This window comes from Anabaena sp. UHCC 0204 (assembly GCF_009711975.1).
Lineage (GTDB): Bacteria > Cyanobacteriota > Cyanobacteriia > Cyanobacteriales > Nostocaceae > Dolichospermum.
Genome location: NZ_VIKW01000015.1, coordinates 1 through 25849, shown reverse-complemented (window position 1 = coordinate 25849; position 25849 = coordinate 1). Strand labels below are relative to the sequence as shown.

27 protein-coding genes are annotated in these 25849 nt (G+C 36.6%); 18 read left to right on the top strand and 9 right to left on the bottom strand.

Translation table 11 applies throughout. The features are described from left to right. Positions 1-7 precede the first annotated feature (7 nt). The 17 genes from FJR04_RS13890 (at position 8) to dhaL (ending at position 20674) form a co-directional block, all read left to right on the top strand. Positions 8-988, top strand: coding sequence for a glycosyltransferase family 2 protein (locus FJR04_RS13890; protein ID WP_168495698.1), 981 nt, complete (start codon positions 8-10; stop codon positions 986-988). Between the two features lie 154 nt (positions 989-1142). Beyond that, a complete protein-coding gene (locus tag FJR04_RS13885) occupies positions 1143-2801 on the top strand; it encodes an alkaline phosphatase family protein (RefSeq protein WP_168495696.1) in 1659 nt (552 codons plus the stop codon). A gap of 50 nt (positions 2802-2851) precedes the next feature. Further along, a complete protein-coding gene (locus FJR04_RS13880; protein WP_168495694.1) occupies positions 2852-3490 on the top strand; it encodes a hypothetical protein in 639 nt (212 codons plus the stop codon). Between the two features lie 67 nt (positions 3491-3557). Continuing rightward, the gene (locus tag FJR04_RS13875) at positions 3558-4496 is read left to right on the top strand and encodes an aldo/keto reductase (protein ID WP_168495692.1); all 939 of its coding nucleotides are present in this window, start codon (positions 3558-3560) and stop codon (positions 4494-4496) included. 14 nt (positions 4497-4510) lie between these two features. Beyond that, on the top strand, positions 4511-5557 hold the full coding sequence (locus FJR04_RS13870) for a glycosyltransferase family 2 protein (protein ID WP_168495690.1): 1047 nt from the start codon (positions 4511-4513) through the stop codon (positions 5555-5557). 50 nt (positions 5558-5607) lie between these two features. After that, complete coding sequence (locus FJR04_RS13865; RefSeq protein WP_168495688.1) at positions 5608-7041, top strand: oligosaccharide flippase family protein; 1434 nt, start codon at positions 5608-5610, stop codon at positions 7039-7041. Positions 7042-7050: 9 nt separating this feature from the next. Next, a complete protein-coding gene (locus tag FJR04_RS13860; protein WP_168495686.1) occupies positions 7051-8292 on the top strand; it encodes a hypothetical protein in 1242 nt (413 codons plus the stop codon). A gap of 31 nt (positions 8293-8323) precedes the next feature. Next, on the top strand, positions 8324-9427 hold the full coding sequence (locus FJR04_RS13855) for a glycosyltransferase family 4 protein (protein WP_168495684.1): 1104 nt from the start codon (positions 8324-8326) through the stop codon (positions 9425-9427). 154 nt (positions 9428-9581) lie between these two features. Beyond that, positions 9582-10865 (top strand): choice-of-anchor Q domain-containing protein, encoded by a 1284-nt coding sequence (locus FJR04_RS13850; RefSeq protein WP_254445287.1) that lies wholly within the window; start codon positions 9582-9584, stop codon positions 10863-10865. Positions 10866-11041: 176 nt separating this feature from the next. After that, a complete protein-coding gene (locus tag FJR04_RS13845; RefSeq protein ID WP_168495680.1) occupies positions 11042-12310 on the top strand; it encodes an O-antigen ligase in 1269 nt (422 codons plus the stop codon). 76 nt (positions 12311-12386) lie between these two features. Then, complete coding sequence (locus FJR04_RS13840; protein WP_168495678.1) at positions 12387-13454, top strand: glycosyltransferase family 4 protein; 1068 nt, start codon at positions 12387-12389, stop codon at positions 13452-13454. Positions 13455-13507: 53 nt separating this feature from the next. Next, the gene (locus FJR04_RS13835; protein WP_168495676.1) at positions 13508-14308 is read left to right on the top strand and encodes a WecB/TagA/CpsF family glycosyltransferase; all 801 of its coding nucleotides are present in this window, start codon (positions 13508-13510) and stop codon (positions 14306-14308) included. Then, positions 14305-15486: an endo-1,4-beta-xylanase gene (locus FJR04_RS13830; RefSeq protein WP_168495674.1), complete on the top strand. Its 1182-nt coding sequence runs from the start codon at positions 14305-14307 to the stop codon at positions 15484-15486. Before FJR04_RS13835 ends, FJR04_RS13830 begins: the two co-directional genes overlap by 4 nt. A gap of 167 nt (positions 15487-15653) precedes the next feature. Beyond that, positions 15654-17858 (top strand): polysaccharide biosynthesis tyrosine autokinase, encoded by a 2205-nt coding sequence (locus FJR04_RS13825; protein WP_254445286.1) that lies wholly within the window; start codon positions 15654-15656, stop codon positions 17856-17858. Positions 17859-17894: 36 nt separating this feature from the next. Beyond that, positions 17895-18938 carry a UDP-3-O-(3-hydroxymyristoyl)glucosamine N-acyltransferase gene (lpxD, locus tag FJR04_RS13820; protein WP_168495670.1) on the top strand — a complete coding sequence of 348 codons (1044 nt, stop codon included), beginning with the start codon at positions 17895-17897 and terminating at the stop codon, positions 18936-18938. A 22-nt stretch (positions 18939-18960) separates the two neighbouring features. Then, a complete protein-coding gene (gene dhaK / locus FJR04_RS13815; RefSeq protein WP_168495668.1) occupies positions 18961-20034 on the top strand; it encodes a dihydroxyacetone kinase subunit DhaK in 1074 nt (357 codons plus the stop codon). Position 20035: 1 nt separating this feature from the next. Continuing rightward, complete coding sequence (dhaL, locus tag FJR04_RS13810; RefSeq protein ID WP_168495666.1) at positions 20036-20674, top strand: dihydroxyacetone kinase subunit DhaL; 639 nt, start codon at positions 20036-20038, stop codon at positions 20672-20674. A 459-nt stretch (positions 20675-21133) separates the two neighbouring features. Here the strand turns inward: dhaL and FJR04_RS13805 are convergent, their stop codons facing one another. Both FJR04_RS13805 and FJR04_RS13800 read right to left on the bottom strand, forming a co-directional pair. Continuing rightward, positions 21134-21535 (bottom strand): HNH endonuclease, encoded by a 402-nt coding sequence (locus FJR04_RS13805; protein ID WP_168495664.1) that lies wholly within the window; start codon positions 21533-21535, stop codon positions 21134-21136. Then, entirely contained in the window at positions 21532-21894 is a 363-nt protein-coding gene (locus tag FJR04_RS13800; protein ID WP_168495662.1) for a hypothetical protein, read from the bottom strand. Before FJR04_RS13800 ends, FJR04_RS13805 begins: the two co-directional genes overlap by 4 nt. Positions 21895-22006: 112 nt before the next feature. Here FJR04_RS13800 and FJR04_RS13795 point away from each other — a divergent pair, with 112 nt between their 5' ends. Then, entirely contained in the window at positions 22007-22549 is a 543-nt protein-coding gene (locus FJR04_RS13795; protein WP_168495660.1) for a transposase, read from the top strand. Between the two features lie 131 nt (positions 22550-22680). Here the strand turns inward: FJR04_RS13795 and FJR04_RS13790 are convergent, their stop codons facing one another. From FJR04_RS13790 to FJR04_RS13760, 7 genes are all read right to left on the bottom strand, one after another. Further along, the gene (locus tag FJR04_RS13790; RefSeq protein ID WP_168495658.1) at positions 22681-23259 is read right to left on the bottom strand and encodes a GTPase; all 579 of its coding nucleotides are present in this window, start codon (positions 23257-23259) and stop codon (positions 22681-22683) included. 17 nt (positions 23260-23276) lie between these two features. Continuing rightward, positions 23277-24467, bottom strand: coding sequence for a GTPase (locus FJR04_RS13785; protein WP_168495656.1), 1191 nt, complete (start codon positions 24465-24467; stop codon positions 23277-23279). Between the two features lie 87 nt (positions 24468-24554). Continuing rightward, complete coding sequence (locus FJR04_RS25735) at positions 24555-24698, bottom strand: hypothetical protein (protein ID WP_174763549.1); 144 nt, start codon at positions 24696-24698, stop codon at positions 24555-24557. After that, positions 24695-24979: a hypothetical protein gene (locus tag FJR04_RS13775; protein WP_168495654.1), complete on the bottom strand. Its 285-nt coding sequence runs from the start codon at positions 24977-24979 to the stop codon at positions 24695-24697. The genes FJR04_RS25735 and FJR04_RS13775 overlap by 4 nt, the downstream gene beginning before the upstream one ends. A gap of 106 nt (positions 24980-25085) precedes the next feature. Then, positions 25086-25220, bottom strand: coding sequence for a hypothetical protein (locus tag FJR04_RS26485; protein WP_256366796.1), 135 nt, complete (start codon positions 25218-25220; stop codon positions 25086-25088). A gap of 68 nt (positions 25221-25288) precedes the next feature. Further along, on the bottom strand, positions 25289-25498 hold the full coding sequence (locus tag FJR04_RS13765; protein WP_168495652.1) for a hypothetical protein: 210 nt from the start codon (positions 25496-25498) through the stop codon (positions 25289-25291). A 109-nt stretch (positions 25499-25607) separates the two neighbouring features. Next, positions 25608-25849 (bottom strand): DUF4926 domain-containing protein (locus FJR04_RS13760; RefSeq protein ID WP_168495650.1); only part of this gene is annotated, 242 nt, incomplete at its 5' end.

Below are 25849 nucleotides of genomic sequence, written 5' to 3'. Positions count from 1 at the left end.
AAACAATATGAATCCAGAAGTATCAGTCATAATTCCTGCCTACAATACAGAAAAATATATAGCTAAAGCTATTGAATCTGTATTACAACAAACCCTGAATAACTTAGAACTCATTGTAGTAGATGATAGTTCTTCTGATGATACAGTAGCAATAGCCAGTAGCTTTGCTGATCCACGAGTTAAAGTGTTGGTTAATTCGGAAAATCTGGGTGCTGCTGCAACACGCAACCGGGCTATCAGCGAAGCAACAGGAAAATGGATAGCTGTTTTAGATTCAGATGATTGGTATGCTCCTGAAAGACTAGAAAAACTTGTGCAAATAGCATCCACAGAAAAGGCAGATATGATTGCAGATGATTTATATCTAATTAGACAATGTGAAAATGCTCCCTGGAGTACACTAATCACAGAAAGTAGAGAATCTATTTGCACAACCAAACAAATAGATCCAGTATATTTTGTGGAAACAGATGTATATGGGAAAAGAGGTCTACATCTAGGAATATCAAAACCTATGTTTAGACAAGATTTTCTTATTCAAAATCAGATTCAATATGATCCAAGTGTAAGAATGGGTCAGGATTTTTGGTTATCTTTAACTGGTCTAGTCAGGGGAGCGCGTTTTTTTCTAGTCCCAGAACCATACTATTTTTATCTTTCTCGTTCAGGTTCTTTAGTTTATGGTTCTAAAGTAGAACGTCTTATACAATCTTGTCATAAGTTTGTTGATTTTGTAGAAAAAGAGGAGATAGCTACCAAACAACCACGTTTATACAATGCTTTATGCAGAAATTATACAGCGTTTAAAAGGTATTTATCTTACTACAGTGTTGTAGAACCCCTAAAAGAAAAGAAATGGTTAAATGCTTTGAAGGAAATGCTAAAAAATCCCTATTTTTTTATACATTTCTTCATACAACTTCCCTTGATTTTAAATCGTCGGATACAGTTTTTTTGGAAAAATGAATCAGGAAATGAAGTTACATAACCGACCACATTTCTTGATACTCTCCAATGTAGATCCAGAACCAACTACAGCAGCATCAAAGCTCAAAAACAGTACAGGTAGTTTTGAACAAAGAAGGAGCTTATGAAACTTGTACGGTAGAAATTAAAGTATTTAGGGAATGTAAAATAATCACATGAAAAAACCTGTAATTGCTATTGGTCTAGATTCTGGAGACCCAGTTTTAATAGAAAAATGGATCTCCCAAGGATATCTGAAAAATATTAGTAAATTGCGACAGCAAGGGGCTTATGCTAATATTAGTAATACGGTCAAATACTGCGGTCAAAAGACAGAATATGCAGTAACAGAAGGATTGTGGGCGCAATTTGCCACAGGTTGTAGTTCTGATAAAATTGGCTATTGGGATTCCCTAACATATAAACCAGAAACCTACGATATAGATTGCGATGTGCCTCTTTGTGGTTATGACTATCAAGAATATCTTCCATTTTACGCATTAGGGGATAGATACAAAGTAGCAGTCTTTGATGTACCCGGGACAAGAATTTCTGAGGGAGTAAATGGTGTCCAAGTTTCAGGTTGGGGAGGACATTTCCCCTCTGCACCTAGTCAATCTCATCCTCCTGAACTTCTCACCAATATCATTAACCAATATGGCAAAAATCCAGTTCTCTACAATGACACTGGCATTTGGTGGGATAAAGATTATGTTAAATGGCTGCAACAAGCTCTCAAAGAGAGTATTAGCTTTCGCACAAATATTTGTTGCGATTTACTCAAACAAGAATCTTGGGATCTGTACTTAACAGTTTTTGGAGAACCACATACAGCAGGCCACGATATATATAATTACAGCCAACCAGATCACCCACTGTACTCACACCTGAGTAAAAATGGTACTATTCCTGACCCATTGCTAGAAACATACGAAAACATTGATCTAGGAATAGGAAAGATATTAGAGAAAGCACCCGAAGACGCTTATATCTTGTGTTTTTCATTGCATGGTATCGGACCAAATTATAGTGATTTGCCAAGTGCTGTTTTTTTAGCAGAAGTGCTTTATAGGTACAACTTCCCAGGAAAAGTTGCTATTGCACCGGGAAACCCAGACATTCATCCACCACCAATGATAACTAATCCGATTCGCAACTCTTGGTTAGGGGAGATGTGGATGAAAAACTATGAACCTAATCCCATTAAGCGGTTTTTGAGACCTTGGATTCCTAGTAAATTTTTACACTCTGATCAAAATGGTTTAGCCAGCCCTTACTCAATGCTATCTGTTCCATTTGGTTGGATGCCTGCTACTTGGTATAAACCGCTTTGGCCTAAAATGAAAGCATTTGCTTTGCCAACTTTTGCTAATGGACATATTCGCATCAACTTGGAGGGAAGAGAAGGAAATGGAATTGTTTCAGCGTCTGAGTATGAAGATATCTGTAATGAACTAACTCAGATGCTCTATCGTCTCAAAGATGCGAGAACTGGAAAACCCTTAGTCAAACAAGTCGCACGCACCAGAAAATCTGCTACAGATAACGATCCTAAACATCCAGATTCAGATTTGATAGTTTTGTGGCACGAACAAATAACAGATGTTATAGATAGCCCTGATGTTGGACGCATTGGACCTATCACTCACTTCCGTGCTGGTACTCACTGGAATCGAGGATTTTTTATGGCCAAGGGTCCAGGGCTTACTCCTGGTTCTAGTTTGCCAGATGGTGAATCGGTGGATTTAGCCCCAACTATTTTGGAACTAATGGGTGCAACTTCGCCCGATTATTTTGATGGTAAGTCACTTTTAAAAGTTCCAGTGAATGACTAAGGCAAAAAGGGATGCACAGAAAATCGACGATTGAAAATTAGGAATTTAAGATGGAAAAGCTTCTAAAAAGTTTGGGTTTAGTGAAGAGAGTTGCGGTTTATCTCCTCAGAAGGTTAAAACTCAAAAAAAGTTTTAGCAAATCTGATTTACAGGTTCCTCTAGATTTTGAAGTTCAAAATAGTGTTCAGCCTTTTACTCGTCAATGGTTTGAACAACTATATAGTGAAGTTGGTGATGGAAATCCCTGTTATCGCCCTTTAAATACCCCTGATTATGATGGCGGTGTTTTAAAGGGTTGCACTTGTTGTTCAGCCAACACACAACTTCATTTGTTGCCCAATGAAGAAAAGATGTTTGTGGATGCCATCAATGACTGGGATTTTCGGTTAACGGACAATGAAGATTTACTAGGAAGAAAAACTATTTACTGTAGCAAAATGGGCTTATGTAATGGACACAAACCATTTATTTGTCGAACCCACCCAGTGTATTTTTCTGAAGGAGCTATTTTATTTGTTGAAGGGCAATGTCGCTTGACTGCGTATAAGTTTTTCCAGTTTCAACATGAACAAATTGAAAAAATTCGCAGCATAGTCTATAAATATGGCTTAGAAAAAGTTATCCTTGGCTATGCTAAAAAGGCTGTCTTGGACGATGGTAAAGAAGTTGTTGTAGATTACCATTGCTAACCCCCAAATTTAGCCTGATACTAATTTGAGATCACTATATGTCAAATTCAAAAAGTGAGATTAAGTCATGGAAATGAAGCAACTTGGTAATACTAATGTTCAGATTAGTGAACTTTGCCTTGGTGCAATGGGACTTTCCTTAATTACTAAACCCCCTGAAGCACAAGCAATTGAAACTATCCATCGCGCCCTAGATTTAGGCATAAATATAATTGATACCGCTGACTCTTACTGCAAAGATGAATCAGACAAACATCACAATGAGCGCCTAATTCATAAAGCTTTTAACCAGTACAACGGTGATACTAGCCATGTTTTAGTAGCGACAAAAGGGGGCTATATCCGTCCACAAGGAGAATGGGTATTCAGTGGCAGTCCTGAGCATTTACGGCAGACAATTCGAGAAAGCTTTGAAGCTCTTGGTGGTGATAAACCCATAGATATTTGGCAACATCATAGACCTGATCCAAACTACACTATTGAACAATCGCTTACCCCAGTCAAAGAAGCAGTCGCAGAGGGAATTATTCGTTTTGTTGGCCTGTCCAATTACTCGGTAGAAGAAATCAAACGCGCTCGTGACTTAGTTGAAGTTGTTGCTATTCAACACCAGTTAAATCCTTGGTATCGCCATCATGAGTTTGATGGAGTGTTGAATTATTCTAACCAAGAAAAATTAACCTTTTTAGCATCGAGTCCCTTTGGTGGTATTCAAGGTGTGCGTCGTACCAGCACTCTGGAAAATCTCACGGTTTTCACCCAGGTAGCCCAAGAAAAGGGAATTTCTATATACAACCTCATGTTGGCATGGTTACGAACCAAGTCAGTGATGATTGTTCCTATAATCGGAGCTAGTAAACCTACTAGCGTTGAAGCATCAGTGGACGCTTTGACAATCAAGCTATCAGATGAAGAAGTAAATAGGCTTGATAGATCCGTGCCATTTAATCACTTAAAACAAAAACTTAGATGGGTTAAAAAACAATTGCAACAACTTATTAAATAACAGAAACGTTCATCATGAAACCAGAAGTATCGGTAATTATTCCTACATATAATACATCAGCCTACATTTCTCGCTCAATAGAGTCAGCACTAGGACAAACTCTAAAAAATATTGAGGTAATTGTCGTAGATGATGCCTCAACAGATAACACATTAGAAGTAGTTAGAAGGTTTACAGATGAACGCCTGAAAGTTTTTGTTAACCCTAAAAATCTCGGTGCTGGTGGTACACGCAACCGAGCCATTAAGGAAGCTAAGGGTAATTGGATTGCTGTTTTAGATTCAGATGATTGGTATGCACCACAACGACTAGAAAGACTTGTGCAATTAGCATACCAAGAAAATGCAGATATGATTGCTGATGATTTATATCTGATTAAAGATGGTGAAGAACATCCTTGGAGTACCCTCATTAAAGAAAGTGAAGAGTCTATATCAACAATTAAGCAAATCGAGCCAGTCTATTTTGTGGCAACAGATGTATATGGAAAACAAGGACTGCATTTAGGTATATCGAAACCTTTGTTCAAACGCGAGTTTTTGATTCGAGAAGATATTCAATATGATGCAACCATAAAAGTGGCTGAAGATTTTTGGTTAGCCTTAACTTGTTTAGTCAGGGGAGCGCGGTTTTTTCTAGTTCCAGAAGCATATTATTTTTATCTGGCTCGCTTAGGTTCTTTAGTTTATACAGACAAAGTAATCCGTCTTGCTCAAAATTGCCAAGCAACATTAACTTTCATAGAAAAAGAGCAAATTCAGAGTCAATCACCTGATCTCAAAGATGCTTTATTGGCAAATTATCAAATCTTGAAAAGACATTTAGCTTACTACCTGGTTATAGAGCCGCTCAAGAAAAAGCAATGGTTAAAAGCCTTCAAGACAATGCTCTATAACCCTTATTTCTTTCTCCATTTATGTCTGAATATTCCCAGTATTGTCAATCGTCGTATCCAATTCTACCTGTTTGGTAATAAAGCTGCCTATGACATTTTCTACTCAACTAAAAAACAAAGAGAAATTTCTAATGTTACCCCCAAAGTATCAGGTAAGAATCTATAGTCAATTTCATGCCTAAATTATCTAAATAAAGTAAGAATTAATCAAACATAATGGGAAAACACAAACTAGCAAAAAATACTTTTGCATTGTTGCTGAACCGATTAGTACAAAGTATTAGCACTTTTTTACTAACAGCAGCGATAGCTCGTAATTTAGGAGCTTATGCATTAGGGCAGTATCTCTTGGCGTTCAGCTACTACTTGATTTTTGTCAGCATTGTTTCACAAGGTCTTAAAACCTTATTTACACGAGAATTATCTCGCAATCCTGAAGAAATGCCAGTTTATCTAGTTAGTGGCACTTTCCTACAATTTCTGTTAAGTATTATCGGTTATATCGCACTGGTAGTTATGGTGTTTATACTACCCTATAATCCTGACACCTCGATGGTTTGCTATATATTGGGCTTAACAATTATTCCTTTTGCCCTTTCTAACATCACGGAGGCAATTTTTCAGGCACAAGAGAGAATGAATTTAATTGCTATCTCTACAATTCCTATTTATATTCTCCGTTTGCTGGTAATGATATGGTGTATGTCTCTGAAGTATGGAATCAATTATATAGCTGGAATATTTGTAATTTCTGAAACCTTTATTTTTGTAATTCAGTGGATTTTAATTATCCAAACAGTTAAACCCAAATGGCATATTGACCAAGATTTTATATGGCAACTATTAAAATCTGCTCGCACATTTTTAGCTATTGATGCAGTCGGCATAGTTTCTAGTAGATTAGATATCCTCATTATCTCACTTTTAGGCAGTGAGCTTATGGTTGGTATTTATGGTGCTATTGGACAACTACAACAGCCCTTGATGATGATTGTGAATAGTTTAAGTCTGGCTGTTTTTCCCAGCATGACCAAGGCAGTAGACAAACCCAAGGAAAATCAACGGCAAGTCACTGAAAACATTATTGAAGTCCTCATGGGAATGGTATTACCATTTGTGGTAGGAATTTTCTTTATCGGAGGAGATTTACTCAAGTTCATTTATCAAGACTCTAATTTTAATCAGGCAACTTTAGCTCTACAGATCAGTTCATTAGCCCTAATTTTATATCCGGTTGTCAGAATATTTAACTATCTACTTTTAGCCTATGGATTGGAGAAATTTAATCTCATTGAAACGATTTCTACAACTTTTATCGGAGGAGTATCAGGTGTAATACTAATTTCTCAATATAAGTTAATGGGTGCGGCATTAATGGAAGTAGTAGGAACAATTGCTTCTTGTACTATACTTATTTATGCGGTTTATAGTCGGATTTTAAGATTAAATGTAGAGAAAATAATGTTTCGTCCCTTCATAATTACTCTATGGATAGCATTAGTATTTATTGTATTGCAAAAGTTCAATTTCAACTTAATATTAAATGTGATAATTTCTACCATTGCCTATAGTTTATTCGCTGGCGGTTTGATGATTCAGGCTCTAGGCGGTGTCAATGCTACATGGAAAAAAGTGTTCAACAAAGTATAAATTTAGATCATGAAAATTATTAATTTAACGAGTGAACAAAAAGGTGATTTATTTCAGGTGAGGGCGACTGTAGTCTGGGAAGATCGCGATCGCGCACCCCAAGAAATTTATATTGCCACTACCCAAGAGTATGCTCAAGACCTATCATGCAATCCCCATAGTTTTTTAATCGCTTGCACAATGGTGGCTTTCTACTATGGAGAAGAAAGGATTTTTATAGATGAGGAAATTTGCCCACAGTTACTAGAAAATTTACAAACAGCGATGGCTTTGGTTACAACCTGGTACAAACGCGATCGCTTACGAGTTAAGATCGAAGCCAAAATCAGCAGCAGCGTACCAACACCAGCCACATCTAAGCGAGCAGGTATATTTTTTACAGGAGGTATTGATACATTAGCTACTTTACGACTTAACCGGATTAACTACCCCTTAGAACATCCTGGATCAATCAAAGATGGATTATTTATCTATGGGTTTTCGGAAACAACTCTAGAAAACTTTGAAAAAGCATACATCTCTTTTAATGAGATTAAAAAAGATGCTGGACTTACCCTCATTCCTGTTTATACAAACCTTTATGCTTTCGTTAAAGATTTAGATATAGAACAAGGTGGTATAGAATTCTGGAAAGACTATTATACTAGTGCAGCACTAGCCTCTGTTGGTCATGCTTTCAGCAACAGACTAGCCAGCGTTGCTATTAGTTCCAGCGATGAAATTTCTTACTTACAACCTTGGGGAACACACCCCCTCCTTGACCCCCAATATAGCAGTTATGATTTAACAATTCGCCATGAATATATTGCCCTTTCCCGATTCTCTAAAACTAACTTAGTTATTGGATGGGATATAGCTATGCGAACTCTCAGGGTGTGCGACCAGTTAAATTTGCCGACTGGATATGTAAACTGTGGTGAATGCCCAAAATGCGTGGCTACAATGGCTCAACTTGCTGCTTTAGGGATGTTAGAACAGGCAAAAACTTTCCCAAATAATGATATTTCTGGAGATCTTTTATTAACAAAATCAAAAGTTCAGCATTTTGACGAAGAAGCTTACTATCTTGATTTAGTCGAATTATTTGAAAAACAAAACCGTTATGATTTAGTTAATAGTATTAAACTAATGAGCGCTCAATTTCGATCTAAAGAGTTTGTCAAAGAAATAGATAGAAATATCTTCAAAGGTGTAGCTTTTCGGTTTTACTCAAAAGTTCTCAAACCTGCTGTCTTGAAAATATTTAAATAGGTTTATGTAAACTAATAACTCAGGATTATCTATGCTCAAAATCGCCTTGCTACATTTTTGCTTTGAAGACTACACCATTGAATTAGCTAATAGTCTAGTTAAATATGTTGATTTAACACTAATTCACCCAGAAACAGTATCTGCTGTATGCCGGAATAATCTTGATAGCCGTATTCGCACAATTAGCTTTCCTAAGCCCAGGATTAGAGACCCGCGAAATCTCTTGTCTATGGCAGCGATGATGCGGATTATTAAAGAACTAAAACCAGATGTGTTGCACGTCCAAGAGACTAACGATCCTTGGTATGACTTGACATTATTTCTTAACAAAATGCCACCATTGGTAACAACCATTCATGATGTATTTCGTCATCCAGGCGATCGCCAAAGTGTATTTGGTTCAGAATACACCAAGCGTATTGCTTTCAAGCGTTCTCAACAACTAATTGTCCATACTCAGTCTCTCAAAGATGCTTTGACTAAAAATTTTCAAGTCTCACAGCAACAAGTTAATATTATACCGCATGGAGAGCTTGGTAGTTTATATCAACGCCGATCTGGGAAAAATAATGTAGCCAGAGAGCCATACACATTGCTGTTTTTTGGGCGGATTTGGCCTTACAAAGGTTTAAAATACCTCATAGAAGCAATGCCTTTAATTGCTGCCAAAATTCCTGAAGTTAAGTTAATTATTGCTGGAAGAGGAGAAAATATTGAACAATACTTTCCCAGCGGTTATGACAGTACCCGCATCGAACTATTAAATGATTTTATTCCTCTAGAACAGGTAGCGGGATTATTCCAACGCAGTACCATTTCCGTTTTACCTTATATTGAAGCATCCCAAAGTGGTGTAGCCGCATTATCTTATGGTATGGGAACACCAATTGTGGCCTCTGATATCGGAGGATTAAGTGAGATAGTTCAACATCAAAAAGATGGATTTTTAGTTCCACCGGGTGATGTCCAAGCTTTGGCTGATGCGATTATTAATTTATTGAGCGATCGCAATTTACAACATCAGATGCAGACTGCCGCATTAGCTCGTTCTCAGCAAGATTTAAACTGGTCAAATATTGCTGAGAAAACAATAGAAACATATCACACAGCCATAAAAATGGAAAAAGTAATGTAAAATTTCTTGTTATCCTCTATAGTAGTATTACGTAAGTAGAAAATTTACCTTTCCTTTATTTATGGCAACACCTGGACTCAGTTTGACAGCATCCCTTTTGCTCCCTTGTCTACTTAGCACAATAGTAAGCGGAGACAAAATAAACACCTCTGTTTTGGACAAAGCAAGTCAGTTATTGACTAAACCGACACTATACAGCCAAACTACACCCAAAACCTACTATGTCAGTGCTACTGGCAGCGATAGTAATACTGGACTCTCTACCACCTCTGCCTTTAATACTATACAAAAGGCAGCAAATCTCACCAACCCTGGTGACACCGTTCTCATTATGAATGGCATATACAAAAATACGCCTTCTCAAGGACAAGTAGTAAAAATTACACGTTCTGGAACAGCAAGTGCATGGATTACTTATAAAGCATTTCCTGGACATTTTCCGAAAATTCAACACAACGCATGGCATGGAATTTTGATTCAAGATGGAGCATCTTATATTGAAATTAACGGTCTTGAAGTGATCGGCAACAATGCTAATATCACTCTTAATTATGCCTTGAGTCAGAAAACCAATACTTCCAATCCTCTCACAAGTGGAAACTGCATCAGTATTGATGGACGCAAAAATGGTCATCCACATCACATCCGTATTCTTAATAATAAGGTTCATGACTGCGGCGGTGGCGGCATTTCAGCCATTCGAACAGACTATGTGACAATTGAAGGTAATGAAGTATTCAATAATTCCTGGTACTCACCCTATGGCAATAGTGCCATTTCCTTATGGCAAAATTGGCGTTTTGATAGCAACACAGGGTACAAAATGTTTGTCAGGAAAAACAAAATCTACAACAATCGCCAATACATTCCCTGGTTTGCTACTGGAAAGATTACAGATGGTCATGCCATCATTATTGATGATTCCAAAAATACTCAAAATAACTCTACCTTGGGTGCATATACTGGGCGTACTTTAATTGAAAACAATCTCACATACAAGAATGGTGGAGCGGGTATTACTACTTATCTAAGTGAACATATAGATATTGTTCATAATACAAATTACTTGAATAACCAAAGTCCAGAAATTATTAAAGGAGGGCAAATAACGGCTAATTCAACATCTGATGTCAAAATCCTTAGTAACATTCTTTATGCTTTTCCGAATAAGAATGTGAATTTTAGCTGGAATAATACAAACCTAACAGTCAACTATAACTTATACGCAAATAGTACCTTAATATCAGTTAAAGGAACTAACGATATAGTTGCTGATCCGAAGTTTGTGAATCCTTCTGTAAACGACTTCAAACTTCAGTCAACTAGTCCAGCAATTAATAAGGGTTTAGTGCGGACAGGTTTAACATCCGATTTTTCCGGAAGTATTCGTCCCTCTGGTACTGGTTATGATATTGGGGCTTATGAGTACAAGTTTTGATAATTTCTGGTAGAAACCATGTCCAGCTTGATGAAAACTGGAGAGTGTGAAAAGCCAGTTTAAATCCAACAAAATTCAGGAATTAAGTGCATTTACTATTTCTCTTGATATCTATATCTGAGTTTTTCCGCCAATATTGTCCAAGCTTATGGTTTTAGCCTGCATGAGGTTTAGTTATGAACAAGCTACTAGTTTTTGCTGAAAAGGGATTTACAGTAGCAGTCCTGTTAGTTTATTCAGGTGCAATTCTGCTTCTCCTTCTATCAGGAGGAGCGCAGGAGAATGAGTTTGTTGAGTTTGATAGTTCATTGATTAGGATTATTAATTTCTTAATCTATATAGTTACTTTCTTACTATTGGGTTTACGTTGGAAAAATACGCTTTATTTTCTGAGTAAAGACCGCTGGCTTTTTCTTTTAGTTGTGCTTGCGGCTATTTCTATGCTTTGGTCTTTTGAGAAAGGAACAACATTAAAAGATAGTATTACCCTGATTGGTTCTAGCTTATTTGGACTTTATTTTGCTTCCCGTTACACCTTAAAGCAGCAACTGAATTTATTGGGTTGGACATATGGGATTATCGTCGTATTGAGTTTTATTTTTGCTGTAGCATTACCAAAATATGGGATCATGGGAGGTATTCATCAAGGAAAGTGGCGAGGAGTATTTCTACATAAAAATGGTCTAGGAGCAAGGATGGTATATAGTTGTATGGTTTTTTTAATCCTTGCCTATCAGAGTAAAAAGCATAGTTTACTGATGTGGATAGGTTTTAGCTTATCAATCCTGCTTATCCTAATGGCTGCATCAAGTTCATCTCTTCTCAACATATTAATTTTAGCATTAGTATATTTTATTTTTCAGAATTTGCGTCTACCCTATTTATTGATGCTACCAATGCTAACTATGATCCTCACTTTAGGACAAATTTTATATTTTTGGTTTATTAATAATGCCTCGGTTGTTTTTGCCTCAATCGGTAAAGATGCAACCCTAACTGGACGAACAGAATTGTGGCCATTGGTAATGGACATGATTTGGAAACATCCTTGGATAGGTTATGGTTACGGTGGCTTTTGGCAGGGGTGGGATGGTGAATCTGCCTACATTTGGCGTGGCTCTGGATGGACACCAACCCACCCTCATAATGGTTTCCTAGCTCTTTGGCTAGATTTAGGTCTCTTAGGCTTAGGGATATTTCTATTAGGATTTAGGCGCAGTTTATTACAATCATTATATTGGGTGCGTATCACTAGCCAATCTGTAGATTTATACCCTTTATTACATACATCTTTTTTAATTATTGCTAACTTGACTGAAACAAATTTACTTGAAACAAATAGTCTTACTTGGATACTCTACATAAGTTCATCCATATATATTTCTGAGGCTATTGATAGGCAACAAACAACAGGCAATAAAGAAATAAGGGGGGTAGATATGTAGGTTATTTTTAAGCGCAGAGCGCAGTCCTATAGGATAAAATGTTCAGCATTTAATAGAAAATAAATACAGTTGGATTATGCAGAAATTAAAAATTCTCATGTTAGGTGAAAGTTTAGATAGACAAGGAGGGATAGTTTCTGTCGAAAAATTAATCATGAAACAAGCTCCTACGGAAATCGAAATTATTCATATATCTACTTTGCCAAATGGATCAACAATACGTAAAATATTCGTATTTATTCAAGCTTTACTATTATTATCATGGCGACTTTTAAAATCAGAAGCTGATATTGTTCATATCCATGTTTCCGAGCGAGGTAGTGCTTTTCGTCAAGCATTTACTACCACGATTGCTTGGCTACTGAGAAAACCAGTAATTATTCATACTCATAGTGCTGATTTTCATGTGTTTTACGCCAATTTGCCGCAAATTATTAAAGTCGGATTAAGTTGGATATTTTGCAAATCAACTCGCTTTATTGTTTTATCCGAAAGTTGGAAAAAATTCTATATGGAAAATCTTGGTTTGAAAGTAGATCAAGTAGTTATTCTACCTAATCCAGTGAAATTTCCTTTAGAAATTCCCCAACGGATTAAATCTCAAAAAGTTAATTTTTTATTTTTGGGAAGGATTGGAGAACGCAAAGGAGCATTTGATTTAATTGATGCTTTTGCTGCTATTCCTACAGATCAAAAACAAAATGCACAATTGATTATGGCCGGAGATGGAGAAGGAGAAAAAGCTAGAGATATAGTTAAAAAGCTGAATTTAAGTGAATATATTACTATTTTGGATTGGGTAAACGAACGACAACGGGATGAACTTTTGGCAAAAGCAGATGTTTTTGTATTGCCTTCATATAACGAAGGTTTACCTATGGCACTACTTGAAGCTATGAGTTGGGGATTGCCTGTAATTACTACACCAGTGGGAGGTATTCCTGAGTTAGTTATTGATCATAAAAACGGGTTGTTAGTGCAACCAGGCAATATTCAAGAATTATCAACAGCAATGCAATTATTACTCGCTAATCAAGAATTAAAAAGGAGATTGGGTGAAAATGCTAGAAATAGTACCAAGCCTTTTGATGTCAAAAATTATTTTGTCTCTTTATCTAATATTTATCAATCTGTATTGAGTTAACAGACTGAAATAACTGTAAACTGTTTCTAATTGATTTAATTTTGGCGAATACTATGACAATACAAACTTTTCCCGAAATCAATGTCTTAAATACAAGATTTCATAAATTAACGGTACAAGATTTAATTAAATACATTGTAGAAGCTGGAAAGATTGATAAGAAAACAATCATAGGACACGTAAATGTGCGAGGGATGAACTTTGCTTGTCAATTGCCTTGGTATCGAGATTTCATGAATAATGCTGATTTAGTATTTTGCGATGGAACTGGTGTCATCCTGGGGGCAAAAATTCTAGGATATGAGATTGAATCCAGACATCGTATGACTTGTCCTGATTATATAGAAAATTTAGCCTTAGCTTGTGAGCAAAAGAATGTTTCTTTATTTTTGCTTGCTGGTGAACCTGGAGTTACGGATAAAGCAATTCAAAAATTACAAGTGATCGCACCTAATTTATCTGTAGAAGGACATCACGGTTATTTTGACAAAAATGGTAGTGAAAATGATGCAGTAATTGAGAAAATTAATAAATTTAAACCTGACGTTTTATATATTGGTTTCGGGATGCCATTACAGGAAAAATGGATTTTGGATAACTGTAATCAAATAGAAACTCGCGTGTTTTTACCATTAGGAGCTTGTTTAGATTTTTATACTGACTCCGTATATCGTGGTCCACGCTGGTTGACTGATAATGGCTTTGAGTGGTTAACCCGCTTAATCACTGAACCTACTCGTCTTTGGGAACGTTATGTTGTAGGCAATCCGTTATTTCTTTATCGGGTGTTCAAACAACGAATTAATGAAGGGCTAATCGCAAATCAATCAGAAAAATCATCAAAAATAAAATGAGTAATATCTTAAAATTAACTCGCAGACGCAGCCTTTTATTCGGCTTAGGTAGTTTAGCAGCTATCAGTGCAGTGGCAACAAGTCGAGGTTTTTCTCATCATCAGCAAATACAAACACTTGATGATCCTGAAAGAGATTTTACAGTTTCTCAGGAGCTTTCTTTAAAGCAACGTGCTGCTAAGAAAGGATTGATTTATGGGACAGCTAGTACCAAAAAATATCTTGCATCAGATCCGGCCTATATAGCTGCTATAGTTGAAAATTGTAGTATGTTTGTCCCAGAATGGGAATTTAAATGGACTGCTGGTGATGCAATGCTTCGTCCTGGATTTGATCAGTTTGACTTTACTGATGCTGATTGGATAGCTAATTTTGCTGCTACTCATAAACTCCTGTTGCGTGGGCATACTTTAGTTTGGCATGAGTCCTTACCCAAGTGGTTTAAGGAGACAGTTAATAATAAAAATGCACAGCAGTTATTACAAAACCATATCCAAACCGTTGTTAAACGTTATACTGGAAAAATTCATTCATGGGATGTGGTAAATGAAGCTATAGAACCAAAAGATGGTAGGGATGATGGTTTGCGAATCACTCCTTGGTTAAACTCTTTGGGTACGAATTACATTGATTTAGCTTTTCGTCTCACGGCTGAGTATGACCCAAAAGCATTGTTAGTTTATAATGAATTTGGTTTAGACTACGATACGCCGGAAGCTGACGCTAAAAGAACTGCTGTTTTGAATTTATTAACAGGTTTAAAGGCTAGAGGAACTCCAATTCATGCTTTTGGTACTCAAGCACATTTAAGTCCAGGTAGTAACAGAAAATTTAACCCGGAAAAGCTACGCCAATTTCTGCGAGATGTGGCTAGTTTGGGCTTAAAAATTATGATTACAGAATTGGATGTGACAGATAAAAATCTGCCCATAGATATTAAAGTCCGCGATCGCATTGTGGCCGCAGCTTATGAAGATTATCTTTCAGCAGCTCTAGATGAAAAAGCTGTCATTGGTGTAATTACTTGGGGATTAAGCGATAAATATACATGGCTTGGTGAATTTCAACCTAGACCGGATCGCAAACCAGTCCGTACCCTACCGTTAGATGCACAGATGCAGCGCAAATTAGTCTGGAATGCGATCGCTCGTGCTTTTGATAATTGTCCCAAACGCTGAGAGGATTTTGAACCTTTTTTAACAGAGAAAGTCTATGATGTTATCAAATAGGATTATTGATAGATATTAATAACAAATATTTGATCCTACTTTCAAGCAATAGAAATTTAGTTGAACACTTTGTTTAAACCTAGCTTTTTGAATATTATATTATGTCCCAAAGCTCTATGGAATCTAGAGAAGCCATTGATATAGATCCAAGTCATTATTTATTAGTTGTAAAAAGGCAATTTACCCCTGCTGCCAGTGTTTTTCTAGCTACATTTTTTCTGAGTGCCATAGCTATAAATTTTATCAAACCATCTTACGAAGCAGAAGGAAAACTATTATTCAAAGCCCCCTCTTTTCAAGTATTAGGATCTAATCTTTTACCTAGTAAATTGGATGAAGGATCAACAGGCGATTTAACATCTCTCGTATCAACTCAAAACCCTATCAATACTCAGATGGAAGTGATTTATTCTCCTCCTATCTTGCAGCAGACAATAGACCAACTACAACTCAAAAACAAAACAGGTGAACCCCTAGAAATTGAAGACCTAGCAGAAGGTTTGAAGTTAAAAATTATTGGTGGTACAGATGTTTTACGACTTTCCTATACCAGTCAATACCCTGACAAAGCAGCAGCAGTAGTCAATACAGTAATGAATTTATATTTAGAAAATGGTATTCTTACAAATCGCTCTGAGGCAGAAGTAACTCTGGCATTTATCACTAAGCAGCTTCCTGAAAGTCAATCTGATGTTTATGCTGCGGAAATCGCTCTACGCAAATTTAGGCAGGAGTATAAAATTGTAGATTTAGCAGAAGAAAAAAAATCAGCCGTTACTATTATTAGCAATTTAACCGAGCAGATTAATACGATTACGGCTCAACTAGAAGATTTAAAAGCCCAAAGTAATGCACTGCGTGACAGCTTAGGACAAAATTCCCAAGAGGCAATTGCCGTAAGTGCCTTAAGTCAGTCACTAGCAGTACAGGGAATTCTACAACAACTACAAGAACTAGAACGGCAGTTAGCAATTGAGCGTAGCCGTTTTTTAGCTGACACACCCATAATTATTAATCTGGAAGCAAAAAAAGCTAATTTAAGTAATCTTCTCGAACAAGAAATTCAAAAAACAATTGGTAGCCAAATTCAATTTCCTCAAAGATTATTCCAAATTGGAGAACTTAGACAAAGCCTGATTAATGATTTTCTGCAATTAGAAGTTCAACAATTTGGCTTGAATAAAAAATTGGCTTCCCTATTTAAATCTCGTACTGCTTATGAAAAACGGGTGAGAATATTACCTTACTTAGAACAAAAACATAATAATCTACAACAAAAAGTTGAAGTTGCCCAATCTAGCTATCAAACTTTTTTGAAAAAAGTTCAAGAATTAAAGGTAGCAGAAAATAAAAATACAGCTAATGCCAGAATTATTGCTGAAGCTGAAGTTCCCAAAAAGCCAATATCAGGGAAAAAACAAATTGTTTTGGCACTCGGCATGATGTTAGGACTGTTTTTGTCTACTACCACTATTCTAGTTTTAGAGATGAGGGATAGTTCTCTAAAAACTCTGAAAGAAATTACAGATATTTATAAATATACTGTATTGGGGAAGATTCCCTTATCAGGCAAAAAATTGAATTCTCGTGAAGTTGCTAAAAAATTAGCAAGCTACGAGATTGTTGTCAGAGATCAGCCTTACTCTTTAGCTAGTGAAATGTACCGGATGATTCAAGCTAATCTCCGATTATTGAGTTCAGATAAGACAATCAAAACAATTATCGTCACAAGTTCAGTTGCTAACGAAGGTAAGTCTACAGTATCAGCTAATTTAGCAACAGCACTAGCTCAATTAGGGAAAAAAGTTTTACTTGTGGATGCAGATATGCGAATTTCTTCTCAGGATTCTTTCTGGAAACTACCTAACTTAACAGGTTTAAGTGAGTTACTTGTTAGTCAGAAAAAATCTCAGGCTATTAGTTTTCAAGTTATGCCGAATCTAGATGTGATAACTGCCGGAATGAGACCCCCTAACCCTTTGGCTTTACTCGATTCAAAACGTATGGCTACACTAATTGAAGAATTTTCAGAAGAATATGATTACGTAATTATTGATACTCCTCCTCTATTGATTGGGGCTGATGCACTGACGCTAAGTCAAATGACGGATGGTATATTGCTGGTAGCTAGACCTGGAGTGGTAGATTATACTAGTGCCAATACTGTGAAAGAAATGCTCAAATCTCCTAGCTATAATGTTTTGGGTTTACTGGTTAATGGCGTAATTGAGCAAAATGAATCTAGCAATTATTTCTATCATGCTGAAGAATATTATTTGAATCCTGAAGTAGTGAACAAAAAAGACCGGATCAAGGCATGATGAGTTTTATCACCCTGAAATTCTCAGAATCAAATCATGAAATTCAGCATAATTATCAGCAAATTAAATGACGCGATAACTTCCCACAGCCTCACTGCTAACCCAGAGCAAGATTTAGACATTATGGGAGTTGCAGCCATAGATGAAGCTACTACAGGCACTATCAGTTATGTAGAAGGAACAAGATTTGGCTCTTTAATAGCCTCTACAGACGCTAGTGCTTTAATTTTACCTCAAGATGAAAAATTACAAGTTCAAGCCACCCAGAGGGGTATAGCCTGGTTAGTAACCCCAGAACCACGCTTATTATTTGCCAAGGCGATCGCTCTTTTTTATCAACCATATCAACCCACTCCAGAAATTCACCCCACCGCAGTTATTCACCCCACCGCCAAAATTGGTAATGATGTCTATATTGGCGCTCATGTTGTCATTTCTCAAGGTGCAGAAATTGCCAATGGTGTAATTATTCACCCCAACGTCGTTGTTTATCCAGAAGTAAAAATAGGCGATCGCACTACCTTACACGCTAACTGTACCATCCACGAACGCAGCCAAATCGGTGCAGATTGTATGATTCATAGCGGTGCTGTTATTGGTGCAGAAGGCTTCGGCTTTGTCCCTACCCGGACAGGTTGGTTGAAAATGGAACAATCAGGTTACACTGTTTTAGAAGATGGGGTAGAAGTAGGTTGTAATACAGCCATAGATCGTCCCGCAGTGGGAGAAACGAGAATTGGTAAAAATACTAAAATTGATAATTTAGTCCAGATAGGACATGGCACTCAAATTGGTTCTGGTTGCGCCATAGCAGGTCAAGCAGGCATGGCTGGAGGTGTGAAGATTGGAAATCGGGTAATTTTAGCAGGACAAGTGGGAATAGCCAACCAAGTCAAAATTGGAGATGGGGCGATCGCTTCGGCTCAAAGTGGTGTTCACAGCGATATAGCACCAGGAGAAATTGTCTCAGGTAGTCCAGCCATACCCCACAAACTTTACCTCAAAGTATCAGCAGTTTATAGCCGCTTACCAGAAATATATCAAAAACTCAAACAATTACAGCGACAATTGGGTAATTAGTCATTGGTAGCAGACTTCCACTATGAAAAAGCTGATTAATCAACCAGAAAACTTTGTGAGGGAAAGTCTCCAAGGGATGATGTTAGCTCATAGCGATTTAATTAAAGTTAACTATGAGCCTACCTTTGTCTATAGAGCCGATGCACCCGTCCAGGGAAAGGTCGCCATTATTTCCGGTGGTGGTAGTGGTCATGAACCAATGCACAGCGGTTTTGTCGGTTTAGGAATGCTGGATGCTGCTTGTCCGGGAGAAATTTTCACCTCACCCACCCCTGACCAAATGTTAGCAGCCGCAACACAGGTAGATGGTGGTGCGGGTATTTTGTATATTGTGAAAAATTACAGCGGTGATGTGATGAACTTTGAAATGGCTATAGAATTAGCTCATAGTCAAGGTATCTGCGCCGTTAACATTTTAATTGATGATGATATCGCCGTCAAAGATAGTCTTTTTACCCAAGGCCGCCGGGGTGTAGGAACAACAGTATTAGCAGAAAAAATCTGTGGAGCAGCCGCAGAACAAGGGTATAATTTACACCAATTAGTAGATTTGTGTAGAAAGGTGAATGTTCACGGTAGAAGTATGGGTATGGCGTTGACTTCTTGTACAGTTCCCGCCAAAGGAACACCTACTTTTACCTTGAGTAAAGATGAAATAGAATTAGGAATTGGTATTCATGGAGAACCTGGCAAAGAAAGAGTTCCCATGAAATCAGGTGATGAAATTACAGAGATTTTAGCAAACTCTATTATTAATGATACAAACTATCGGCGCATAGTGCGAGAATGGGATCATCAAATTGGTAAATGGAGAGATTTGGAACTATTAAATAAACCCTGGCAAAAAGGCGATCGCCTCCTCGCTTATGTTAATAGTATGGGTGGGACTCCCATTGCGGAACTCTATCTTGTCTATCGCAAACTCGCAGAAATTTGTGAATTGGAAGGACTGCAAATAGTGCGGAATCTAATTGGCCCCTACATGACATCATTAGATATGCAAGGTTGCTCCATCACACTGCTAAAATTAGATGATGAGATGATTCGTCTTTGGGATGCACCAGTCAAAACGCCAAGTTTACGCTGGGGAGTTTGAAATGGTTACTCAGGTGCAAATTATTGAATGGTTACAAGTATATGCTCATGTGATTGAGCATCATAAAGATAAGTTGACAGAATTAGATGCAGCCATAGGTGATGCTGATCACGGTAGTAATATGGATCGTGGGTTTAAAAAAATTACTAACATTTTACCCAATTTTGCTGATCAAGATATTAGCAGCATTTTCAAAACTGTGAGCATGACCTTGATTTCTAGCATTGGTGGTGCAAGTGGTCCATTATATGGTACATGGTTTTTAAGAGCTAGTGCAGCCACCGCTGGCAAGGAAGCATTAGCAGAAGAGGATATGCTGGAATTACTAAAATCTGGTTTAGATGGTGTCATTGAGCGTGGTAAGGCACAATTGGGAGACAAAACAATGGTGGATGTATTATCTCCTGCTGTTACAGCTTTTGAACAAGCAATTAGAAATAATTTAAATATTGTAGCAGCCTTACAGGCATCTGTACAAGCGGCAGAACAGGGATTAAAAGATACTATTCCCATGTTAGCAAAAAAGGGGAGAGCGAGTTATTTAGGCGATCGCAGTATTGGACATCAAGATCCTGGTGGTACTTCTGCTTATTGGATGTTGCGGAGTTTATTAGAAGTGGTAGAAGGTTCTGGGGGTTAATTGTCTAGGAATGAATTCCCAGTATAATAGCGAAAGTCGGCTGAAGCCGACTGGAAGATTTTTATTCTTCAATTAATTCGGATAGGCTCAATGCCGGATAAAGTCTTAAAGAAAAAAGGGGCGTTGCTGATTAAGAGTATGATTTTGTTTCACGCAGAGGCGCTCCAGTCACAGAGAGTAAGAGTTTGAAATCATTGATTTTTGAATTTCATACCCTAATTCAGCAACGCCGAAAATTCTATTTACCAAATGTGGGCATTTCTTCTTCTTTTGCAGGTTCTAAAGTAGCTATGACACGGGTGTTTTTTATAGTTATAACAGGAACTTTATAAACTCCTATCGAATACATTGGTTTTTTAAATTTTCTAAAAATCGCAGTTAAATTTTACCATAACCGTGGGGGAATTAATGCTTTTCTATAGTTGGGGGAAATATTTTTTTCATTTCTAATTTTCCATTTTATGGAAATAATCCCAAACGAATCCATAATTGTCTTGCTATCACTTGAGATTGACTATTTAGCTCTAAACTCTTTACAGTTACTCTTCCAATAGGCGTTATACCTATAATTAAACCAGTTTCAGAATTAACTTGAAAATGCTCTTCCCATCGGTCTTCTCTAGGATTAAAAAGACGAACTTCTGTATTAGATTCGGGATCTATTTCACCAATACGAGATCCTTTTCGTAGATTACAAGAACGACAAGCAAGGGCTAAATTAATTTCAACATTAACACCCCCACGAGAAGTAGGAACTATATGTTCAACTTCAAAGGGAAAATTAAATACTAATTCCGGCGCATGACAATATTCACAGCGATGAAAAGCGCGATCTGCTACTAGATGATAAAATGGATTCATTGACTCAACTGTTGTGCTAAAGATGCAGTTCTAGCTGTAGCGGCATTGAGTTCAGCATTAACAAGATTATCTAATTCAATTTGTATTTCTGGGGGAAGTGTTTGTCCTTGATCTCGTGCTGTTCTCCACATATTCATTAGTTCGGATAAACGTTGTTTTTGCTCGTTAGTGAAAAATTGATCAGCATGAAAATTATCAATAATTAATAATGCCCGAAATTCAACTTCACCTAACTGTGTAGTCAAAGCATCTAAAGCTTGACCGGCAGTTTTGCCAACAGACTGTTTATCTCCAGCGATCGCGCGATAAGACTTTTCTCCACTGGCATTTGATGTAGGTACAATAGCAACTGTAGTCATAATGCTAATTAAGGATATCTGTTATTTATCAATTATACTATTAAGTAGGTTGGGTTGACGCAAGGAAAATCAACATCATAAAACATAACTTTAATCACAGGATATTTATAGTATGGAATATCGCCGCGCCAATGTGGTAGGAGGAGCATACTTTTTTACGGTCGTGACAGATAAAAGACAAAAAATATTATGTTTACCAAAAAATGTTTCTTTATTAAGAGATGCTTTTGGTTATGTAATGCAGAAACATCCATTTATTATAGATGCTGTTGTTATTTTACCTGATCATCTCCACTGTATTTGGACTTTACCAGAAAATGATCATGATTTTTCTACCCGTTGGCGGTTAATTAAAAGTTATTTTAGTCGTAAATGTGAAACTATTTCACCAGAAAATATATCTGCATCTAGAAAAAAGAAAAAACAACGGGCTATATGGCAATATCGTTTTTGGGAACATTTAATTAGAGATGAAATTGATTTTCAAAATCACGTTGAATATATTCATTATAATCCTGTGAAACATGGTTTGGTAACAGCACCAAAAGATTGGGAATATTCAAGTTTTCATCGCGCTGTGCATCAAGGTATGTATGACATGATGTGGGGTGCGGGTGAGGAAATTATTTTTGATGATGATATTGGCAATGAGTAGGTTGGGTTGTAGCTTGCTTCCCGAAGGGTATGAAATGAAACCCAACATTAATTGTAAAGAAATACAGGTTGGTTTTATTGAATCTTCTAAACCCAACCTACGTTTGGTGAAACTAATGAAAATATAAGATATTAGGTTGTTAGAAGAGATATAACAGAAACTGCATTTGAAGCCCAATTATTTACAATATTATCTACTAACCAGCATTGATCAAAGTTTTTGAATAGTGGAGTGGTTTTATTCTCTGCTGTTACAGTTTGCAGATATTCCTGAATATGTTCAATTCTTCGTAATGCTATTTCTTCACGTTTTTCTTCAGAAATAGACGCAGCAAAAGTTAAAACAAGGATTGATTTATTCCAAATAGATACACCTAATTGCTTAGTTAAAAGTCGCAGTGTTCGCTTTTCATCAGGAGAAAATCGAGTTTCGTTCAGTTTACTCACATATATTGTTGCATAAATTTGATTGAGATCAATTTTCTCTTTTATTAAAGCTAGGTATTTCTTATCACAAGCCTCATCATCTTCAGCTAATCCAGGTGTATCAATAAGTCCTACATTACCCAAGGGGGTATTGTATGCATAATGCTCAACAAATTTTGTGCAAGCTTCAAATTCGGACGTTTTAGCAATGTAGTTGCCAAAAGTACCGTTGATAAAACTAGATTTACCTACACCTGTTCTTCCAAGCAGTAAAAATTTACGCATTTACATTTCATTTTTATCTAAAAACCGAATAACTTGGCAACACCCTTTGCTATCTTAACAACAGGAATAGTTGTTTTAGTAACAACTTCGATTCCTCTCTCCATCAATTTACCTACCGTCTCTATGCTGTCGAAAAAACGTTCTGACCAAGTTCTTTTAGCGTTATCTTTAATTTGCTTATATTGATCAGGATTCACGAAAATTGGATGGTTATTTTCTTCTTCTTTTTTTTGTGGTAGTCCTCGTTCTTGTTTAGAATATTCATGAATTGAATTGTCAATCTTATCTGGTAGTCGTGGTAGTTGTTGTTTATCAATTGGCTTTTCAATTTCTATATAAATTGGCTTTTCAATTTCTATATAAATTGGCTTTTCAATTTCTATATAAATTGGCTTTTCAATTATTTCTGGTTGTTGTCTTATTCGCTCGACGGTTGCCATCAAGAATGGTACAGCACCATTCGTAGACATTCTTACATAAACTTGAGTGTAAAGTTCACCTAGCCATTGTTTCCCATCAGGAGTAGTTTTATTTTGATTATCTACAGCCACTGAAGGAATGTTATTTGCAATGGTAACTCCAACATACTTTGCTATTTCTTTACGAATTAATTCGGTTCTTTTCTGTAATACATTCTCATACTTTGATTTCTCAATATTCCCAGCAAAAGTGAAGATAATTACAGCTTGCTCCCAAATTTTATGAGAAAATGCTTCTGAAATTAGTTTTATACCTCGTTTTTCATCGTGAGTAACTCTTGTTTCATCTAAACGACTGACAAACCACATTGAGTCAACTTGCTTTATCTGTGAACGCATGAGTTCTAGGTATTTATGGTCATTACCAACTTCTTCAAGATCATCGCATAAACCAGGGGTATCAATTATTGTTAATTTAATTCCATTTTTACTAGTGTCATAATCATAACTTTTAATTTCCATAGTTGTCGGCTCAAAATCACCAACTGTGGCAATGTCTTTACCCATTAAACTATTTACAGTGCTTGATTTTCCTACTCCTGTACGTCCAACTAAAAGAAAGGTAAATTTTTGTTGACGCAGTAATTGTAGTTCATTCGTAAGAGTTATAAAATCATTAATTTCTATGGTTTCCTTATCATTACTAGCATCACTCTGAAGCTTTGTAAGAGTTTCAATATCATTAATTTCCACGTTTTTCTTATCATTACTACCATTACTCTGAAACATTAACTACCTACCTTCCTTGGGTTAAGAATTAAAATAAGATAAATAATTAAATGTGGTTACACACATTTTTAGATTTTGTCCATACCTTTATCTTCTATAAGTAATATACATATCCATTAAACCAGCTTCTGTATGTAACGTCACTATTTTAAAATAAAGGCTTTCATCTGACAATTTGGGATTTGTGACTAAACCTATAGGTTTTGCATTCAGCAAAATAACTCGATTCACCAAGTTACGCCTTTTAATTCAACTGGGAATAATTGACGATTGGATAAACGATTTTCATCTAAAGCATTAATTAAATATTCTCCTGTTTCTTGCTGTTCTTGTTCATCACTTTCATCTATCCAAGACTGAAGTACATTAACTATTTTCAATTGTTTTTCTTTTTCTAGAATAGATTTTTGGATAAGTTCCAATGTATAAGTTTCCACAGAAAGTCCTTGCTGTTGTGCTTCCTGTATTAAATACTGTTCTAATTCTGGTGGTAAGCTGAGGGTTAGTGTCATAAGTCTATTGTGAGTGACTTTATATATTGTAAACCTGCAAAAACAAAAAATTAACCCCAAAATACCAATGTGTAATGTTGGGTTTTCTCCAGTCAAGCGAAGGGGCTTAAAATGGTGGATGACGGCCAAGTAATTCCTCTTCTCCTCGAATTGCTAACATCATCTCACGATTCATTTTTAATGCTTCAATAGTTCCTCTTCCTGTAGCTGTTAATCCTACTGTCCTGCTTGAGACAAACAACAATATTCACATCTATCTTTTGCACGCTGGATAACTAATTGACGTAATGAACTTGGAATTTTACCCATTTATCCCGCCCGCATGATACGCTGAGAACGCAAGGAAAGCAAAGATAAAAATTCCGCCAAATCAACTAAACCTTCAGCTTCATTTCTTTCTGCTAAAGTCAATTCTTCCCCAGCATCTTGACGATCTAATAAAAATTGTAACCGTGTTTGTACAGCTTCAGGAAGTTTAAAATAAGTCAAACTAACCGGTATCTCAATTACTTCAGTCATATAATATTTCCCTACAGATGTGATCTATTGTCTGAAAGTATGACTATAAATAGCTTATCAGTATTTCTGTAGGTTGGGTTTCACTTTGTTCTACCCAACCCACAATTACTTACGCTGTAACCATTTCTAGCACTAAATTAGGGGATGCTGGCTCAAAATGTAACACCATAATTTGCTCTGAACGCAACCCAACAGATTCATAAGTTTGTCCATTACTATCACTAAATTCTACTTCAAACACAGCACCATCGGCTAATAATTCAACTATTGTACCAACTTGACCACGCAATAAATTATATTCAGGTAAATCAATTGTGAGTGCTACTACATTTAATAAATTGAACTGATTTT

Bases quoted from the DNA above. Each gene is read 5' to 3' on its own strand.
- lpxD (WP_168495670.1), top strand. From the start codon at position 17,895: ATGAAATTCAGCATAATTATCAGCAAATTAAATGACGCGATAACTTCC.
- FJR04_RS13765 (WP_168495652.1), bottom strand. From the start codon at position 25,498: ATGACTGAAGTAATTGAGATACCGGTTAGTTTGACTTATTTTAAACTT.
- FJR04_RS13800 (WP_168495662.1), bottom strand. From the start codon at position 21,894: ATGACTACAGTTGCTATTGTACCTACATCAAATGCCAGTGGAGAAAAG.
- FJR04_RS13775 (WP_168495654.1), bottom strand. From the start codon at position 24,979: ATGACACTAACCCTCAGCTTACCACCAGAATTAGAACAGTATTTAATA.
- FJR04_RS13835 (WP_168495676.1), top strand. From the start codon at position 13,508: ATGACAATACAAACTTTTCCCGAAATCAATGTCTTAAATACAAGATTT.
- FJR04_RS13825 (WP_254445286.1), top strand. From the start codon at position 15,654: ATGGAATCTAGAGAAGCCATTGATATAGATCCAAGTCATTATTTATTA.
- FJR04_RS13855 (WP_168495684.1), top strand. From the start codon at position 8,324: ATGCTCAAAATCGCCTTGCTACATTTTTGCTTTGAAGACTACACCATT.
- dhaL (WP_168495666.1), top strand. From the start codon at position 20,036: ATGGTTACTCAGGTGCAAATTATTGAATGGTTACAAGTATATGCTCAT.
- FJR04_RS13860 (WP_168495686.1), top strand. From the start codon at position 7,051: ATGAAAATTATTAATTTAACGAGTGAACAAAAAGGTGATTTATTTCAG.
- dhaK (WP_168495668.1), top strand. From the start codon at position 18,961: ATGAAAAAGCTGATTAATCAACCAGAAAACTTTGTGAGGGAAAGTCTC.
- FJR04_RS13875 (WP_168495692.1), top strand. From the start codon at position 3,558: ATGGAAATGAAGCAACTTGGTAATACTAATGTTCAGATTAGTGAACTT.
- FJR04_RS13870 (WP_168495690.1), top strand. From the start codon at position 4,511: ATGAAACCAGAAGTATCGGTAATTATTCCTACATATAATACATCAGCC.
- FJR04_RS13885 (WP_168495696.1), top strand. From the start codon at position 1,143: ATGAAAAAACCTGTAATTGCTATTGGTCTAGATTCTGGAGACCCAGTT.
- FJR04_RS13805 (WP_168495664.1), bottom strand. From the start codon at position 21,535: ATGAATCCATTTTATCATCTAGTAGCAGATCGCGCTTTTCATCGCTGT.
- FJR04_RS13795 (WP_168495660.1), top strand. From the start codon at position 22,007: ATGGAATATCGCCGCGCCAATGTGGTAGGAGGAGCATACTTTTTTACG.
- FJR04_RS13865 (WP_168495688.1), top strand. From the start codon at position 5,608: ATGGGAAAACACAAACTAGCAAAAAATACTTTTGCATTGTTGCTGAAC.
- FJR04_RS13790 (WP_168495658.1), bottom strand. From the start codon at position 23,259: ATGCGTAAATTTTTACTGCTTGGAAGAACAGGTGTAGGTAAATCTAGT.
- FJR04_RS13830 (WP_168495674.1), top strand. From the start codon at position 14,305: ATGAGTAATATCTTAAAATTAACTCGCAGACGCAGCCTTTTATTCGGC.
- FJR04_RS13880 (WP_168495694.1), top strand. From the start codon at position 2,852: ATGGAAAAGCTTCTAAAAAGTTTGGGTTTAGTGAAGAGAGTTGCGGTT.
- FJR04_RS13840 (WP_168495678.1), top strand. From the start codon at position 12,387: ATGCAGAAATTAAAAATTCTCATGTTAGGTGAAAGTTTAGATAGACAA.
- FJR04_RS13785 (WP_168495656.1), bottom strand. From the start codon at position 24,467: ATGTTTCAGAGTAATGGTAGTAATGATAAGAAAAACGTGGAAATTAAT.
- FJR04_RS13890 (WP_168495698.1), top strand. From the start codon at position 8: ATGAATCCAGAAGTATCAGTCATAATTCCTGCCTACAATACAGAAAAA.
- FJR04_RS13845 (WP_168495680.1), top strand. From the start codon at position 11,042: ATGAACAAGCTACTAGTTTTTGCTGAAAAGGGATTTACAGTAGCAGTC.